Source organism: Streptococcus sp. FSL R7-0212, assembly GCF_038007985.1.
Lineage (GTDB): Bacteria > Bacillota > Bacilli > Lactobacillales > Streptococcaceae > Streptococcus > Streptococcus parauberis.
In genome coordinates this window covers 1-14,760 of the sequence record NZ_JBBOYF010000002.1, presented here as the reverse complement: position 1 = coordinate 14,760, position 14,760 = coordinate 1, and the positions used below count along the sequence as shown (strand labels likewise).

The window sequence follows — 14,760 nt, the reverse complement described above, 5'->3', positions numbered from 1 at the left end:
CTATTTTTTCTTGGTAGTCCCGAAACTCTTTATTGACCTCTTGACGGACTAAGCGGTCTAGTTCTGGAACGTTACTGAAATCAATTTTGCCATTTTTATAAGCATTTAATACTTGAACAACGAGTTGTTCATCTTTATTCATCGACTCATCCCCCGATCATGATCTTTTGTTGGTTTCTTTTCGGACTGTACGTCTCTATTCGCTTGTTTTTCTAGGCTTTTCTGTTGTTCTTGCTCGTAATTTTTCATGTCCTTTGAAAAGCGACGTTCAAAATCATCGAGGATTTTCTCTTTTGTTTGCTTTAATTTTCTTGTAACGCGTTGAGTAAGTTCTGGTACTCGTCCTGCAAACTGTTTGATTGTGTCAATAAATCGATTAATTGTTGATTCTCGCTTGAGAGCTTCTGATTTTCTTGGTTCAATTGCTTGTTCAAGGCTAACAATTTCTGATTCTCTTTGTTGAGTGTCTCGCTCAAGCGGAGTAATCGCTGGTTCTCCTTGTTCAACAGCGCTAAATTCGTTTTGTCTTGCTCGGTTTTCCAACTCATGTAAAATGGTCTCCCTTCCAAAATCAGAACCCAATCGGGTCTCTCGTGCTCGTCTTTGCTTGTTATTGGCGTCTAAAAAGGCGTATGAGAACGTTTGGCCTCTTTCTGATAGAATTACACCATTATCGGATAAGCGCTCTTTAAACGTCTCATATGAGCTCACAGAGACATCTTGAAGCGATTTATTGATTCTTTCTCTCAAATCATCCATGTAAGAATACTCATTTTTGGCGATTAGTTCTTTTTCTGTCTCTGTTTGGCACTCTTTTGGTGGCTCTAAAATGTGCCAGTTTTCTCGAGAAGCGAGTCGATCATTCATTTCTCGTGCTCGTTGAACGCTTTCTCCTTTTTGTTCTCTTAATTTCTTTCCTGTCTCTAAATTGACCTTATTGACAATGATGTGGTTGTGTAAGACGTGATTTTTTCCGTCTAAATGCGTATAAACAGCGCTTTGATGGTTAGGATAAAGGTTTTCTGCTAACTCAACGCCTAAATCGTTGGCTTTTTGCCAGTCTTTTTGAACTTTCGGATTCAGTTCATCTAAGGCGAAAGATTGGGTAATACGCAAGACTTGATTGGATTCTTTGGTTTGGTTATGAAGTTGTCGAACGACATCAAATTGTTCTTTGGCGATAAAGGGATCAATCCCGTTGGTTCCACCCACGGCAACTGCCCGACAATTTGTCAGCTCCACAGGACGTTCCAATTGATGGTCTTGTAGCCACTGTTCAGTTTTTTCATGCATGGGTCTGTCTTGACCTAAAGCATAATTAATGGCGCTCGCTGCACTTGCGCCATTGCTTATTTTTGCAATTGTTGCCATAACTCTTTATACCCCTTTTGAGCTTGAGCGAGTACTCCGTATGTATAGCGTAAAGCCTCGATCAGCTCTTTATCTTGGTTGTCCATTCGATCGAATTGATTCAGTTTCTTGGCGATTTGATTTAAATTGGTTCCTTGTTTTGAGAGTTCTAGCAATAAAGCTTTCGCTTGGTCATGTTCGAGATAAGGTTTTTTTAAATGAGATTTTTGTGCTAATTTTTTCGCATAGAGATTCGGAGAGAGTCCATATGTTTCTCCTGAAATTTTCAGCTTATTGTATTGTTCTTCAGATAATCTAAATTGAATGTACTTTGTTTGATTTTGTGATACTTCTTTCTGATCCATAAATAGCCTCCTCAAAGATAAAATGCCCCAGCGCTCATTCCTCAATCGCCCTTTGTCATTGATTTTGTAATAAGCATTGCGCCCTATTCGGTTACAATCATTATAACAAAATAGACCATATAAAACCATAAATACTGCAAGCTATCACATTGTAATACAAAGCACTTCGTTCTTGTATTACAATGTGGCTTGAAAAGGGGGAAGTTTCACTTTCCCCTTTTATCCCCTTTGGAATGTGTCGATTTGCTTTACGCAAACGCCACCTACCCATTTTATAAAAATAAAATGGGCAAAAGATCTTTCTTTTTGTCATACAAAAAGAAGAAAAAAAAGAGACGATTTTCTTCTTCCGAAAGCGTCCCTCTTTTTTCTAAAACCATGGATGAACGAACAAAAAATCTCTCGTATTTTGTTTGTTCATCCACTAAAAATATGCGAACAGTATGGCTTCATTCAATCCTGTTCTTACAAGTCAAAAGCATCGAATCATCCTTGGACGATTCAACAAAAAAAGTAGTCGTTTTTGGACGACTACTAAGTTCTAAACATTCATTACCCAAAATCAATTTGGTCTAACATCGTTTCTCGACTAGCTTGATCTAATCCAAGATATGTTAAAGTCATTGCTTGCTGATTATAATACACTTGAAAATTTTCTTGACGCACTTCCAAACCATTCGTTAATTCCGGTTTATTCCTGGTTCTACGTAAAACGGCTTCAATTCTTTTCAATAAAACAAGTGGTGAAAATGGTTTGATGATATAGTCATCAGCCAGACGATTAAATGCTTCAAGCTGATTGCTTTCATCCCCTAAAGCCGTCAACATGATGGTTGCACATTGCGGTTGTGTTTGAGTAATAACTTCCAATACTTCTAAACCTGATACAAAAGGAACCATAATATCTAGAATCGCTACATCATACTTTTTTTGTGTTAATGTCACTAGAGCTTCCTGCCCATCAACAGCTAAATCGACTTCATAATCTTGCAACAACAAATATTCACATACAACTTCGCGAATGACACGATCGTCTTCTAAATATAAAATATGAGCCATTCCGTTGCCTCCTCTATCTTTAGTAAACACTATGGATATGAATTTCATATGAATGCAAAAAATCATGCACCCCATTGGTACATGATAGTTATCTTTTTTGGCGCATGGATTGAATATGCTTCAAGCTAGAATCTTGTTTAAAACGCTGATATTCCTCTGATTCCATTGGATAAATCGCCATTTTTTCTTCATGATTAAAATGAACACCCCAGCCATATTGCTTTACTAAGGGAGATGCTCGAAAACAAGGCTGTCCTTTTGAAAAAAATTCTTCTTTGGAAATGCCTTTATGGGCAGCAGTTGTGGTATACAAGACTTCATCAGACGTGAGTTGATAGGGTTGATTAATCAACAACTCATATTGCTTTCGAGCAATCGTTTTTTGTTTTCTTTCTGGAGGGATACCGGCTGTTGTGATGGGACTATTTTGAGGAATTTCAATAAAGGTATCTCTATAATTTGTGGTATGAACTTTCATCGAAAACATCCTTTCTCACTTTTTTCTATTATAACAAAATTTTGTGCAAACAAAACGATCATCCAACAAGTTCATCTGATGCGCTGGGTTTTCTCGGAATGACATAAAAATCCCTCCCTTTGGGAGCATTATACCGCTCTCAAAGGGAGGAAGAAAGAAATTTAGTTTACTTTTGACACCCGAATCAATCCTTAAGACAAGTTCAAAGAAGAAAAATAAAAAAGGACAGAGTAATAAATCTGCTCTATCCTTTTTATATCAATACTTATAACAGTTTTAGTGGGTTTTACATAATTGAAGTTAATACAAATTGGATTATATTATATATCTGTAAATTCATTTAACATCTTCTATAAAATTTTTAATTGCTTGTGAAACTGCATCTCCATGTCCCGTTATTAAATGTCCTCCAGTTTCAAAAATAGCACTTTGAGCATTTGTTAATTTAATAAATTTATCCATATTCTCGTATTTTGTCATGGGATCATCTTTAGCATGAAGGACTAAAATAGGTGCTTTTATTTTTTTGATTTCATAATTCTCAAAATTAATATCCATATCTATATTCGTTATTTTCCCATCAATTTCTATCCCTTTTTTACGAGGACTTACTGGTAGCATGGTATTATAAATAGTTTTATCTATTTCTGAGCCAAACATTGATTTAAAAATAAACCCAAAATATTTTGTAGAAAACCACATTGGAAAGTCATTAACAAGAAATTTAGGTGGTCCTGTCATTCCCTCTATTTCATCCTTTGTTTTTTTTACATTAGGAACTGCAGATGAAAGTAAAATTAAACCTTTAACTCGTTTGGGATAATCGATTGCAAATTTAATGCCTGATGCACTTCCAGCAGAAGTTGTAATAATATATGTCTTTTCAATTCCAAGTTGATCTAATAAGTTTAAAAAAGCTTTCGCTTGATTTCCTGGTGTTGGTTTTACTGGTAAATCAGATCCAGGGTAACCAAATCGTGATGGTCCTATTTTCCTATAGTTATCTTCTACAAAGCTTTTTAAAGAGTTATAAGCTTGATCATATCCTCCAAAAATACCATGGGATATTAGTATTGCCTCTCCAATACCTTCATCCATATAAGTCATCTTACCGAATTCAGTACTAATTTTATTAGTTTTATAATTATTAAGTCTATCATATGAATTTCTTATATCTTTATTATATTGGATAATTATAATAAAAACTAATAAGACAAAAGCACCTAAAATATATATTCCAATATGTACTTGACTGATTTTAATCATTTCCACCTCTTTTTCTCTAATCATATTCTCACCAGTTTTACTCAATTCTTAATGTGACAAACTCAGTTTCTGCTTTATAAATACATGAAATTGCTTAAAATAGTCTATCAATAATCTTGTTTTATCAATGTTGAATTTATTTGAATTGTCTACAGATTAACTACTTATTGACAAAACAATGCTTAGATAGCTATACTTCATTCAAACGTTCGTTTGAATGGGGGTGGTTAAATTAATGAACGCAGAAGTATGTACAACTAACAGTATACATAAAGAAAAAGTAGCTAGTGTTAAAAACAATTTAAAAGATAAAGACCTTTCAACTTTACTTATATTAGGAAAATGTTTTAGCGATTCTTCTAGGATTAAAATTTTTTATACTTTAGAAACTTATAAGGAGATGTGCGTTTGTGATTTAGCGGCGATACTTAATGCTAGTATTGCTACAACGTCACACCATTTACGTTTTTTGAAAAAGAACGAAATAGCAAAATCACGTCAAGATGGAAAAGTAGTTTATTATTCTTTAGCGAATGAAGAGATACTTTCCGCTGTGCAGGATTTTCTAAAGTTGTCAGAAAATAGATCTATGAAAATTTAGTTTGGAGGAAGTTATTTTGTTACAAAGTATTTTATCAGCTCTCGCTGTTTACGTTTCTACCAGCATTGATTATTTATTTATCTTGCTGATTATTTTTTCTCAAAGTCATACAAAAAAAGGGCTCCGTCAGATTTTTTGGGGTCAATATCTAGGAACAGGTATCTTAGTAGCCGTAAGTTTATTTGCAGCATATGTGCTGAATTTCATTCCGCAAGATTGGATCATTGGGCTTCTCGGTCTAATTCCGATTTTCTTAGGAATCAGAGTGGCATTGGTTGGCGAAGAGGAGGAAGAAGAAGAGGAAGTCGTTGAAAAGCTTGAATCAAGAGGAACAAACCGCTTCTTTTGGACCGTTGCCTTAATAACAATTGCTTCTGGTGGCGATAACTTAGGGATTTATATTCCTTACTTTGCCTCGTTATCTTTTTCAGAGATTGTCACCGCTCTAATCGTATTTGCTATTTCTGTTGCGGTTCTTTGCTATATCAGTTACAAATTAGCCAAGATTTCTTTTGTTTCCGAAACCTTAGAAAAATATGAACGAATCCTTGTTCCTATAGTGTTTATTGGCTTAGGAATTTATATTTTGATAGAAAATGGGACGATTCAAACACTATTAAATTTTATATAAACAACTACGATAGTGAAGTTCAAATAAAAAAAGACAGCGAGATTTTAACTCGCTGTCTTTTTTTATTTGAACTAATGAATTGTAAAATCATTTTAACCTTGTAGTTTGTCTTTATTTTTCTTTTTCTTGTTCTTCGATATGAGTTGAAACTTGCTCAAGAATACTAAAAATATGAAGATCGTCAAGGCTATAAATCATATTTTTACCAGATCTTTTTGATTTTACTAATCTTGAAGTCTTTAAAGTTTTTAACTGGTGAGAAATTGCTGATTGTTCCATACTCAAAGAATGCGCAATAGCTCCAACGCTAAGTTCTTCTTTCTGCAGAAGAAATAAAATTGAAAGTCGGGTAGGGTCACTGATCATTTTAAATATTTTACTTACCTCTTGGATAGATTCATTTTTTAATGGAGAAGTTGATAATGAATTCATAAGAATTTCTCTCCTTCATATGTTTGTTTATTCACATTTAGATTATCATAATATTTTTATAAAGCAAGATTTTTTGTATAAGGGTAGCTATTTTAGAGTCCTATTTTTTTTATCACCTAAATAAGATAACTATTTTTTTGACAAATTAGATAGAGCGATATAAAATGAATATATAGACATATGAATGTTCGTTCAAACGTAATTCGTAAGCATTACGATTTCTAAAAAAAAGTTTTATTAAGAAAGGTGATAGAAATGAAAGAGATTCAAGAGCAACACTCACACGAAAATAATAGTCACGATCATGGGAAAATGCCAATTATTTTGTACTTTATTGGTTTAGCATTGTCGCTCATTGCGTTATTTGTAAACGGAGAAAATAATTTAATCCAAAACACTTTGTTTTCAATTGCTTCAATTAGTGCTGGTTATCATGTCATTATTCTTGAAGGAATTGGAGAAACGATTGAAAACTCAAAAAGACAACACAAATTTACCCCTAATTCTCATATTTTAATGGGAATAGCTGCAATAGGTGCTTCTCTGATAGGAAATTTTTGGGAAGGAACGTTATTGGTTCTTATTTTCTCTGGAGCACATTTTCTTGAAGATTATGCTGAAGGAAGAAGTAAAAGAGAAATTACCAAGTTATTAGAAATGAATCCAACAACAGCTAGGCTAATCATGCAAGATGGCAATACAACAATCGTTAATGTTAGTGAGTTGAAAGTAGGAGATCAACTTCAAGTGTTAAACGGTGACCAAGTACCGATTGACGGAGTAATAGTATCAGGCTCTACTTCGATTGACGAATCTTCTATTAATGGTGAGAGTATACCTAAAGAGAAATCAAAGGGAGACGGAGTTTTTGGGAGTACAATTAATGGAACGGGTACCTTTACTATGGAAGTCACAAAAGAAACTAACGATACTGTCTTTTCAAAGATTTTACAACTAGTGAATCAAAATCAAGAGAATCAAACAAAAGCGTCTAGTATTATCCAAAAGTTTGAGCCTAAGTATGTTAAATTTGTTTTAATTGCAATCCCACTCTTCATTTTACTTGCTCCTATGCTGTTTGATTTGACATGGTCACAAAGTATTTATAGAGGATTAGTCCTTTTAGTCGCAGCTTCTCCGTGTGCTTTAGCAGCAGCTACCGTATCCGTAACATTGTCAGCCACTTCTAATCTAGCAAAAAGAGGCGTACTTTCAAAAGGAAGTGCCTATTTGTCCCAATTAGCGGATATTCAAGCCATTGCCTTTGATAAAACAGGAACATTAACTAAAGGGAAACCGGAAGTAACCAATTATTACTTTTCTGATTCTGTGAACGAGGAAAATATGATTGATATCGTAGTGGCTCTTGAAAAAGAATCAAATCACCCGTTAGCAAGTGCTATTTTAGACAAGTTTGAACCAAAAAATAAACTAGCTATTGAAGTGGAAAATCAGATTGGAAAAGGTTTAATAGGCGATTATAACGAAAACACTTATCGTATAGGTAAACCAACTTCTTTTGAGGCTGTATCGGATGACTATACACGTTTGAATAAAGAATGGGCTTCAGAAGGTAATACGGTTGTATATGTATCAGAAAATGAAAAAGTAATCGGCCTGATAGCATTAATGGATATTCCAAGTGAACATGCGAAAGCAACTATAGATTACTTTAAGAAGTGTGGTATCCATACCACTTTAATTACTGGGGATTCTGAAATGACAGGGCAAGCTGTTGGTAAACAATTAGGAGTAGATCAAGTAATTGCAAACGTCATGCCAGAAGATAAATCTAACATTATCAATGAACAAAAAGAAACCTATGGTATAACCGCTATGGTGGGAGATGGTATAAACGACGCACCTGCTCTTGTGAAGGCAGATGTTGGAATTGCTATGGGAGAAGGTACGGATGTTGCAGTAGATGTATCTGATCTAGTATTAATGAAAAATGATTTGTCTAAATTGGTAAAAGCTCATGAAATTTCTTTAAAAATGAATCGAGTTATTTGGCAAAATATTATTTTCTCAATGGTAGTTGTCGCTTTTCTAATTACCGTAAGCTTAGTAGGATTAACGGATATAGCCATTAGTGTGATTGTTCATGAAGGAAGTACCTTAGTCGTGATATTAAATGGTCTTCGATTATTAAAGTCTAAATAAATACATGAAATTGGATAAAATCGTGTATCCAGAATCCTATATCTATAGGGTTCTTTTTTTATACCGGTGTCCAATACATGATTTCGTGGTATAATGAACGAAATCATGTATCTGTTTTGTGAGAGGAGAGACCATTTCAATGAGTTATAATGTACAACCATTACGAACGCAGCAAGAAATCAACGACTTTTTATTCTGTTTGAGACGCAACAAAAATGCCGAACGCGACGTTTTTTTGTTTTTGATCGGCATTAACAGCGGTTTGCGCATGTCTGATATCGTGAAATTAAAGAAAAAAGACGTGATTTCCTCGAAAAACCCACGTATTGTGGAGCAAAAAACCGGGAAAACACGCATTTTATATTTAAGTAGCCTGCAGGAGTTGATCCAGGACTACACGAAAGACTTGGAGCCAGAGGATTATTTGTTTCCCAGTACCAAAGGGGGCCATGTAGAAGTCAATACAGTCTATCAGATGTTTCAAAAGGTCGCTAAGCTGTTAGGAAGAGACGATATTGGGACGCACACGCTGCGGAAAACGTTTGGGTATCATTATTACAAAAAGACCAAAGATGTGGCCACGTTAATGGAAATATTTGGTCATAGCAGTGAGAAAATTACTAAACGCTATATCGGAATTAATGAAGACGAGATTAGCGAAACATTGTTGAACTTCCGTTTAGGTTTCTAACTTTAAGACAATATTTTCAAGAATTCATTGTTTTTTGATATCTAGATAAATTCACGAAAAAAGTATCTAAGATAGCATAGATATCTTAGATACTTTGATTATTTCTAAAATTTCCACCACTTCTAAGGTTAATTTTTGATTGGTTCGCTTGATTTCAGCGTTTAACTGCTTAAAGACTTGGTCCATGGTCTCGGTTATGGTCTGATTGATCTCGCTTAATTGGTGGTTGTTCTGGTTCATTTCGTGTTGAATTTTCGCGATTTCGGTTTTGTTTTGGTCTAAAAGATCGTTTAGGATCGTTTTCAGGTGTTTCAAGGATTTGTTGTCGGCTAGCCGACTTCTGATACATTTTTTTAAGCACAAAAACCACCCAATTTTGGAGTGGTGTGTAAGTGCGCATTGTCATGAACATTGTCATGAAAAATGGCACGCAATTTCATCACTTTTTAAAGTGATGTGTAAGTGCGCATAGTTCGAAAAATCGAACTATGATTTATTTTTGCTGTTGTATTTATTTTTCATCTTTTGGGTTTTGGTTTTGTTTTTTATTGCTATTGGAGTTTATTTGCTTTTTAAGGGCTCTATTTTTCGTTCTACGGCATTTTTATAATTTGCCAATATAATTTATCGATTTTTTATTAAAACGTCTCAAAATCGTTTCTGAGACGTTTTAGCGTTTATTTCGGTCGGAGGAGGCCCAAGGGAGTTTGAGGGAATGAAATTCCCTCATGGTTTTAAAATTGCTTGCAATTTTGCCGAGCGGTAGCGCTGGAAAATTTTTGAAAAAAATTTGGAATTTGGAAAAATGGGGGGGTATACGACCAGCACGAAAACTATCAAGTAGTGTATCCTGCACCATTTGTAAGATATTTGAATCTTTGATAGGTAAAACAATCTGTTGAACCATATATCATATATTCCTTTCAAAAAAATAAGTAAATAATTAAATTATTTATTTATTTTCTTGTCGGTGTCTCATTTCTGCACATCCGCTTGTAGCAAGGGTTTCATCTGTTATTTTTTTGAAAACAACTTTTTAATTGCTCCCAGTTTACGATAAGAAAACAAACAGGGATAAAAATGAACATGATTGCTAGTAAAAGCATGCCTACCATCCCAAATAATCCCTCCATCTTTGGTTCTATTATATTAAAAAAACATAAAAACAACCCCTATTACCTGTCCAATAGATAACGGGGGTTGTTTTAATAGCGTTGTATAGAGGTTATTATCTAATTATAGACCCTAAACAAACATCTTTTGTAAAAAGCCTTTTTTCTGTTCTTTCAACAAATCTAACTTATGTTGATGAAGAGCGATAGTATCGTCTAATTGTTTAAAGAACGATCCGATTTGTTGTTGTTCTTCTGCTGATTTTGGGATAGTTAACAACGTATTAAAAAAATCATTAGGAGAGATATTTAACAAACCATGATTACGTGCCCCTTCCGCCGCATTTTTAGAAACTTCCCTATACCACCTTGTCGTCTCATAATAGGAAACTAGAAACTGTGAGTTAATAGCAGTTGGCTTAAATACAATGTAAAGGGTTGATAGCACACCCATTTCATACTTATCTAGACGTTTAATAGCTCCCCATGGATATCCATTTGAATAACTTTTATTATAGGCAAATTCACCATTTTTAACTAAAAAATATCCTGTAACATCACGGCTAGCAACTTGTTTATTAAAATAATCATTTTGATCCACTAAACCATCTTGTGCTGATATAGTAAGAGGAAGAGTCGATTCATTATTTTTATTCTTTCTAGTAACACGTTCTGCAATACTGGACAACTTACGATCTTCCCAATCGTCAGCAAACCCCGCAAATCGCAATTCAGGAACTTTGGCACCATTTTTAGGGAACATTTTTTGCAAGTAGCCTTTTTTCTGTTCTTTCAACAAATCTAACTTACGCTGATGAAGAGCGATAGTTTCATCTAACTGTTGGAAGAATGAGCCGATTTTTCGTTGTTCTTCATAACTGGGAACACTTATTTCAAAGGTAGAGTATTCTTTTGCATTTACCCCAGGTTGTCCTGAACGTTGTGAGGTAACTCGAATAAAATTTTCGTAAGAACTTGTGAGTGTATGTTGAAATACAAAATTTGAGTCGACTCCAGATTTTATTCTAGCTCTTATTAAGAACCCTGCATAGTAGACTAATCCATCAGAATCAGCGTATATATAACTTTTTCCAACACTTGCACCAGTACGAGCAAATAAAATATCGCCATTTTTTAATTTATAGTTATCTGCCGAACTTAAGTCTATATCTGGAGAAGTTAAAGATTGACTATTAAATTTTCGACTTGAATCGTCTATATCTGTAATGCGGATATATTTATGGGTTCCATCAAAGCTTTTAGCTGATGCATTAAGTCCATATTCGAAACTAGTAGCTAAATCTCCCAACTTACGCTCTTCCCAATCATCCGTAAATCCCGGAAACCTTAATTCTGGAACTTTCTTTTTAACTGAATCATCTATTTTCGCCATAGTCCCCACCACTTTCTAGGTGCTTTCTTTGGTTCTTCCGCCACGCTTTCTACTTCCTGTGGTTGTTTGCTACTCACTTGCTCCACTTTTGTATCTTGTGTAGGCATTTTAAGAGCTTTTAAGTCATTGATTTCTGACTTATACTCATCAAGTAACTTTTTATCCTGCAATGCTAGGCGTTGCTGTTGGTCTAAGAGGTTTTGAGTTTGTTTTTGTGCTTCCACTAAACTTTTTATTTGTTCGTCTTTTGTTTTTAGTTGCTCCAGTAAAACATTATTTATAGATATTTCTTTATCTTTTTTTGGTCGATTTTTAGTCGGTTCTTTAGTCGATTTTTGGTCGTTATTTGGTCGATTTTTAGTTAGCCTATTTTTTATAAACCTTTGTTCTTCAAGGTTTAAGACAATAGCACCACTAGAGTTTTTTAGTCGATTTTTAGTCGGCAAAAACTTTACGTGATATTGTATTGTTTGCTTTATAAACCCTAACTCCTCAGCAAGTTCTTTTATGGTTTTTAAATCTTCACTCATGCTTTACCCTCTATTTTTTTCAATAGGTCTGCCATATTTTCTATCTCACTTCCTCTAACTGTTGGGAGGTATTGTTCAATCGCTTTTTTAAGGTATTTAGCAATATTCCGTTTTGAATAGGCTTCTTGTTTAGCAGCCACATAAGACAAGTGGTCTTTGACACCATTCAAGCCTCGTAATTCTTTCAGTTCGTCATAGAGAGGGTACACGTGCGCCTGCAATCCTGCCATAAGTGACGTATCGGTCATTTCATAAGAATTTAGAAGCATATTATCGAGTAATAGCTTAGTATATTTATTTTTCATTGCTTCAATAGCTAGCCTATCTTCTGTTTCTTCTTTCTTTGCTTGTTCTGCTTGATACATTTTATCATTGAGTTTGTAACTATTATCGTCTGCACACCGTTTCTTCTCGATATGAAAGACAATAGAGTCAATGCTCCGTCCTTTTTTGACTTTGTCATAGGACACCTTAAAAGTCGTATTATCGTTGATTTCTTTTAAGGGAATATCTAATATTTTTTTAGTAAAATTGGTAAATCGCTGATATTCATTGACGGTATCAGTCATTATCCTTAGTTCTTTAACCGATATTGAGGGATTGCGGTAGCTTTCTACTTGTTCGGCTCTCCGTCCGCCCTTGACACTGTAATGCTCATATTGGTTATAATTCATGGATAACCAACGATATAAGATAATGCTGTACTTGCTATTCAATTCAGAAATTTCTGACAAAGCGTGTTGTGTAAAATTCTTTTTAAGATTGATTAAGTAAGGCATAATTTCACGATGAAATTCAATTTTTACTTCATCATGATAATCTGTCCATTCCACGTAAGGGATAGGAACAATGCTTTTAAATTTAAACCCCTTGCCTGCTTCTTCCTTAATTTCAAAATAGGCTTCTTTTTGCATAGCTCGTACTGCTTGTTTAAAGCGACTATGCTTGTCATTGTCGGATACCTTAAAAAAAGCAAAAAGGTCAGCCTTTGAAAGATAGACGGTATTGTCTTTGGGTGGTTCTTCGGTATTGATACAAGATACCGCCAACTCAAACATTTTTAAGGGCGTTTTATCCATTTTAGCGATTGATGTTATCAAGCTGTTATGCTCGACGACTTTACGTTTTGAGAGTTCGTTCAAGGTTAGCACCTGCTTTTGATTTTTTGCTTTTTCTGTTATACTAGACATATAAAATACGCTCCTTTGCGTGTTTGAAATAGGCATAGAGAAAGTCATTTTGCCGTGAATTTTCTCTATGCTTTTATTATATCATTTTATAGCTACTTTCTCAATGTTTTAGTAGCTATATACACAGTTTTTAGTAGCTATATACACAGTTTTTAGTAGCTATATACACAGTTTTTAGTAGCTATAAAAATCTGGAAAGCCTTATTCTGACTGACTTTTTCTCCACGCAAAAGAACAAAAGATTAAAATATATAAGATAAATGTAATATAGGCTTCGCCTATTTTTATTTTTTTCAAAAATTTAAAACCAAAGGTCAAAATCATCCAAAAAAAGAAACAGACTGCTCAATATAAAACTTGAGCAGTCTGTTTCTTTAAATCGTGTTTATACGTGTTTATAGATCTTCTGTTTTAATTTCGTAATAGCCCTCGTAATAATAACTCGCATCAATTCCTTTAAAGAATTGTTCTTTTCCTAAATCATCGGTTAAAGCCTTTTGAATCAAATATTTTAATTCATTGGTGCTGACTGTACTACGGATCATGGCATTTAAATAGTCATCCTTATCAATTTGATTCCAATCGACAATTTTGTGTAGTTTATTTTTAAGAATTAAATCCAACCAGATACGAGTGGCTCGTCCATTGCCTTCCCTAAAAGGATGCGCCACATTCATATCCGAATACTTATCAATAATTTCATCAAATGTTTCTTGAGGTAATTTATCAATATATTCAAGTGTTTGCGCTAAAAAAATACGTGGCGCAAATTGAAAGTTTCCTTTCGCAATATTCACTTCTCGAATTTTTCCCGCAAAGTCGTAAATATCTTGGAATAAAAACTGATGAATATCAGATAAGCCTTGAAACGTCCCAATTTCCAGATTCTCTATTTTGCCAGACTCAAACAATTCTTTGGCTCTTGTTTTCGTTAATAACTCTTCTTGTTTAGCTAATTCTGCTGAATTTGTTAAGCCTAATTTATTTTCTAAAACCACAGGATTACCTCACTCTCTATTTTTTCGGAAAGATTCTTTTAAAGATTTTTGGACGTTTATCTAACCAAGTCGTTGAAGCTTCATACATCAATCGAAAACTGCCATAGATTCCAGCACCGATTAAACCAAAACCACCTAATCCAAGAACGACTGCCCCATAAGGATGTTTAGGCTGTATTTCCATCACTGTGTCATACAAAATATGCAACCCCCAACCATCCCAGATACCTTTATAAATCCATCGTCCGATGAGAATACCGACAACTAAGAAACAGAACAGGCAGACAATGTTCGCAATCAGAATACCGTAACGTTCGACAATCTCACGTTTGCGATCTGCTTTGATCTGCTCTTTTTGTTCATTCAGTTCTTTTTTCAAAGCGAGTAATGCTTGTTTTTCAACTTGAATGTCTTTCAGTATGGTCGCTTTTAAGTTTTCTGCCTCTAAACGATGGAGTTGTTCTTGAATGGCAGACTCCATTTTTTGATTCGCAACAGCTT

Annotated in this window: 16 protein-coding genes and 2 pseudogenes; 4 read left to right on the top strand and 14 right to left on the bottom strand. The window is 34.4% G+C overall.

What is annotated here, in order from left to right; translation table 11 throughout:
• The 6 genes and pseudogenes from MKY69_RS10510 to MKY69_RS10485 all read right to left on the bottom strand — a co-directional run.
• Positions 1–142 (bottom strand): annotated as a pseudogene (locus tag MKY69_RS10510) (mobilization protein); the annotation flags it as partial.
• Complete coding sequence (locus MKY69_RS10505; protein ID WP_340791982.1) at positions 139–1,371, bottom strand: relaxase/mobilization nuclease domain-containing protein; 1,233 nt, start codon at positions 1,369–1,371, stop codon at positions 139–141. The pseudogene MKY69_RS10510 and the gene MKY69_RS10505, both read right to left, overlap by 4 nt.
• Positions 1,350–1,715: a plasmid mobilization protein gene (locus tag MKY69_RS10500; RefSeq protein ID WP_094519027.1), complete on the bottom strand. Its 366-nt coding sequence runs from the start codon at positions 1,713–1,715 to the stop codon at positions 1,350–1,352. The genes MKY69_RS10505 and MKY69_RS10500 overlap by 22 nt, the downstream gene beginning before the upstream one ends.
• A gap of 552 nt (positions 1,716–2,267) precedes the next feature.
• Positions 2,268–2,774 carry a response regulator transcription factor gene (locus tag MKY69_RS10495; RefSeq protein WP_246934393.1) on the bottom strand — a complete coding sequence of 169 codons (507 nt, stop codon included), beginning with the start codon at positions 2,772–2,774 and terminating at the stop codon, positions 2,268–2,270.
• 88 nt (positions 2,775–2,862) lie between these two features.
• Positions 2,863–3,252 carry a DUF6157 family protein gene (locus tag MKY69_RS10490; protein WP_246934392.1) on the bottom strand — a complete coding sequence of 130 codons (390 nt, stop codon included), beginning with the start codon at positions 3,250–3,252 and terminating at the stop codon, positions 2,863–2,865.
• Positions 3,253–3,588: 336 nt separating this feature from the next.
• Positions 3,589–4,542, bottom strand: coding sequence for an alpha/beta fold hydrolase (locus MKY69_RS10485; RefSeq protein ID WP_340791971.1), 954 nt, complete (start codon positions 4,540–4,542; stop codon positions 3,589–3,591).
• A gap of 211 nt (positions 4,543–4,753) precedes the next feature.
• On the opposite strand from MKY69_RS10485, the gene MKY69_RS10480 reads away from it, so the two are divergent.
• On the top strand, positions 4,754–5,119 hold the full coding sequence (locus tag MKY69_RS10480) for an ArsR/SmtB family transcription factor (RefSeq protein WP_340791970.1): 366 nt from the start codon (positions 4,754–4,756) through the stop codon (positions 5,117–5,119).
• A 16-nt stretch (positions 5,120–5,135) separates the two neighbouring features.
• A complete protein-coding gene (locus tag MKY69_RS10475; protein ID WP_010620830.1) occupies positions 5,136–5,750 on the top strand; it encodes a CadD family cadmium resistance transporter in 615 nt (204 codons plus the stop codon).
• 111 nt (positions 5,751–5,861) lie between these two features.
• Here the strand turns inward: MKY69_RS10475 and MKY69_RS10470 are convergent, their stop codons facing one another.
• Positions 5,862–6,182: an ArsR/SmtB family transcription factor gene (locus MKY69_RS10470; protein WP_340791967.1), complete on the bottom strand. Its 321-nt coding sequence runs from the start codon at positions 6,180–6,182 to the stop codon at positions 5,862–5,864.
• Between the two features lie 255 nt (positions 6,183–6,437).
• On the opposite strand from MKY69_RS10470, the gene MKY69_RS10465 reads away from it, so the two are divergent.
• Positions 6,438–8,345: a heavy metal translocating P-type ATPase gene (locus MKY69_RS10465; RefSeq protein WP_002301365.1), complete on the top strand. Its 1,908-nt coding sequence runs from the start codon at positions 6,438–6,440 to the stop codon at positions 8,343–8,345.
• 139 nt (positions 8,346–8,484) lie between these two features.
• Positions 8,485–9,036, top strand: a complete 552-nt coding sequence (locus MKY69_RS10460; RefSeq protein WP_002396187.1) for a tyrosine-type recombinase/integrase — start codon at positions 8,485–8,487, stop codon at positions 9,034–9,036.
• 169 nt (positions 9,037–9,205) lie between these two features.
• On the opposite strand, the gene MKY69_RS10455 is transcribed toward MKY69_RS10460, so the two are convergent.
• The 7 genes and pseudogenes from MKY69_RS10455 to MKY69_RS10425 form a co-directional block, all read right to left on the bottom strand.
• A complete protein-coding gene (locus MKY69_RS10455; protein WP_064686950.1) occupies positions 9,206–9,397 on the bottom strand; it encodes a hypothetical protein in 192 nt (63 codons plus the stop codon).
• A 426-nt stretch (positions 9,398–9,823) separates the two neighbouring features.
• A pseudogene (locus tag MKY69_RS10450) lies at positions 9,824–9,943 on the bottom strand (site-specific integrase); the annotation flags it as partial.
• 338 nt (positions 9,944–10,281) lie between these two features.
• A complete protein-coding gene (locus MKY69_RS10445; RefSeq protein WP_340791959.1) occupies positions 10,282–11,541 on the bottom strand; it encodes a restriction endonuclease subunit S in 1,260 nt (419 codons plus the stop codon).
• Positions 11,529–12,071 carry a hypothetical protein gene (locus MKY69_RS10440; RefSeq protein WP_065733513.1) on the bottom strand — a complete coding sequence of 181 codons (543 nt, stop codon included), beginning with the start codon at positions 12,069–12,071 and terminating at the stop codon, positions 11,529–11,531. Before MKY69_RS10440 ends, MKY69_RS10445 begins: the two co-directional genes overlap by 13 nt.
• Positions 12,068–13,261 carry a RepB family plasmid replication initiator protein gene (locus MKY69_RS10435; protein WP_121796432.1) on the bottom strand — a complete coding sequence of 398 codons (1,194 nt, stop codon included), beginning with the start codon at positions 13,259–13,261 and terminating at the stop codon, positions 12,068–12,070. The genes MKY69_RS10440 and MKY69_RS10435 overlap by 4 nt, the downstream gene beginning before the upstream one ends.
• A gap of 395 nt (positions 13,262–13,656) precedes the next feature.
• Positions 13,657–14,259: a protein adenylyltransferase Fic gene (fic, locus tag MKY69_RS10430; protein ID WP_340791946.1), complete on the bottom strand. Its 603-nt coding sequence runs from the start codon at positions 14,257–14,259 to the stop codon at positions 13,657–13,659.
• Between the two features lie 16 nt (positions 14,260–14,275).
• A partial coding sequence (locus MKY69_RS10425; protein ID WP_340791944.1) for a mobilization protein occupies positions 14,276–14,760 on the bottom strand: 485 nt, incomplete at its 5' end.

Excerpts from the sequence above, each read along its gene's own strand:
- MKY69_RS10505 (WP_340791982.1), bottom strand. The coding sequence starts at position 1,371 with ATGGCAACAATTGCAAAAATAAGCAATGGCGCAAGTGCAGCGAGCGCC.
- MKY69_RS10500 (WP_094519027.1), bottom strand. The coding sequence starts at position 1,715 with ATGGATCAGAAAGAAGTATCACAAAATCAAACAAAGTACATTCAATTT.
- MKY69_RS10495 (WP_246934393.1), bottom strand. The coding sequence starts at position 2,774 with ATGGCTCATATTTTATATTTAGAAGACGATCGTGTCATTCGCGAAGTT.
- MKY69_RS10490 (WP_246934392.1), bottom strand. The coding sequence starts at position 3,252 with ATGAAAGTTCATACCACAAATTATAGAGATACCTTTATTGAAATTCCT.
- MKY69_RS10485 (WP_340791971.1), bottom strand. The coding sequence starts at position 4,542 with ATGATTAGAGAAAAAGAGGTGGAAATGATTAAAATCAGTCAAGTACAT.
- MKY69_RS10480 (WP_340791970.1), top strand. The coding sequence starts at position 4,754 with ATGAACGCAGAAGTATGTACAACTAACAGTATACATAAAGAAAAAGTA.
- MKY69_RS10470 (WP_340791967.1), bottom strand. The coding sequence starts at position 6,182 with ATGAATTCATTATCAACTTCTCCATTAAAAAATGAATCTATCCAAGAG.
- MKY69_RS10465 (WP_002301365.1), top strand. The coding sequence starts at position 6,438 with ATGAAAGAGATTCAAGAGCAACACTCACACGAAAATAATAGTCACGAT.
- MKY69_RS10460 (WP_002396187.1), top strand. The coding sequence starts at position 8,485 with ATGAGTTATAATGTACAACCATTACGAACGCAGCAAGAAATCAACGAC.
- MKY69_RS10445 (WP_340791959.1), bottom strand. The coding sequence starts at position 11,541 with ATGGCGAAAATAGATGATTCAGTTAAAAAGAAAGTTCCAGAATTAAGG.
- MKY69_RS10440 (WP_065733513.1), bottom strand. The coding sequence starts at position 12,071 with ATGAGTGAAGATTTAAAAACCATAAAAGAACTTGCTGAGGAGTTAGGG.
- MKY69_RS10435 (WP_121796432.1), bottom strand. The coding sequence starts at position 13,261 with ATGTCTAGTATAACAGAAAAAGCAAAAAATCAAAAGCAGGTGCTAACC.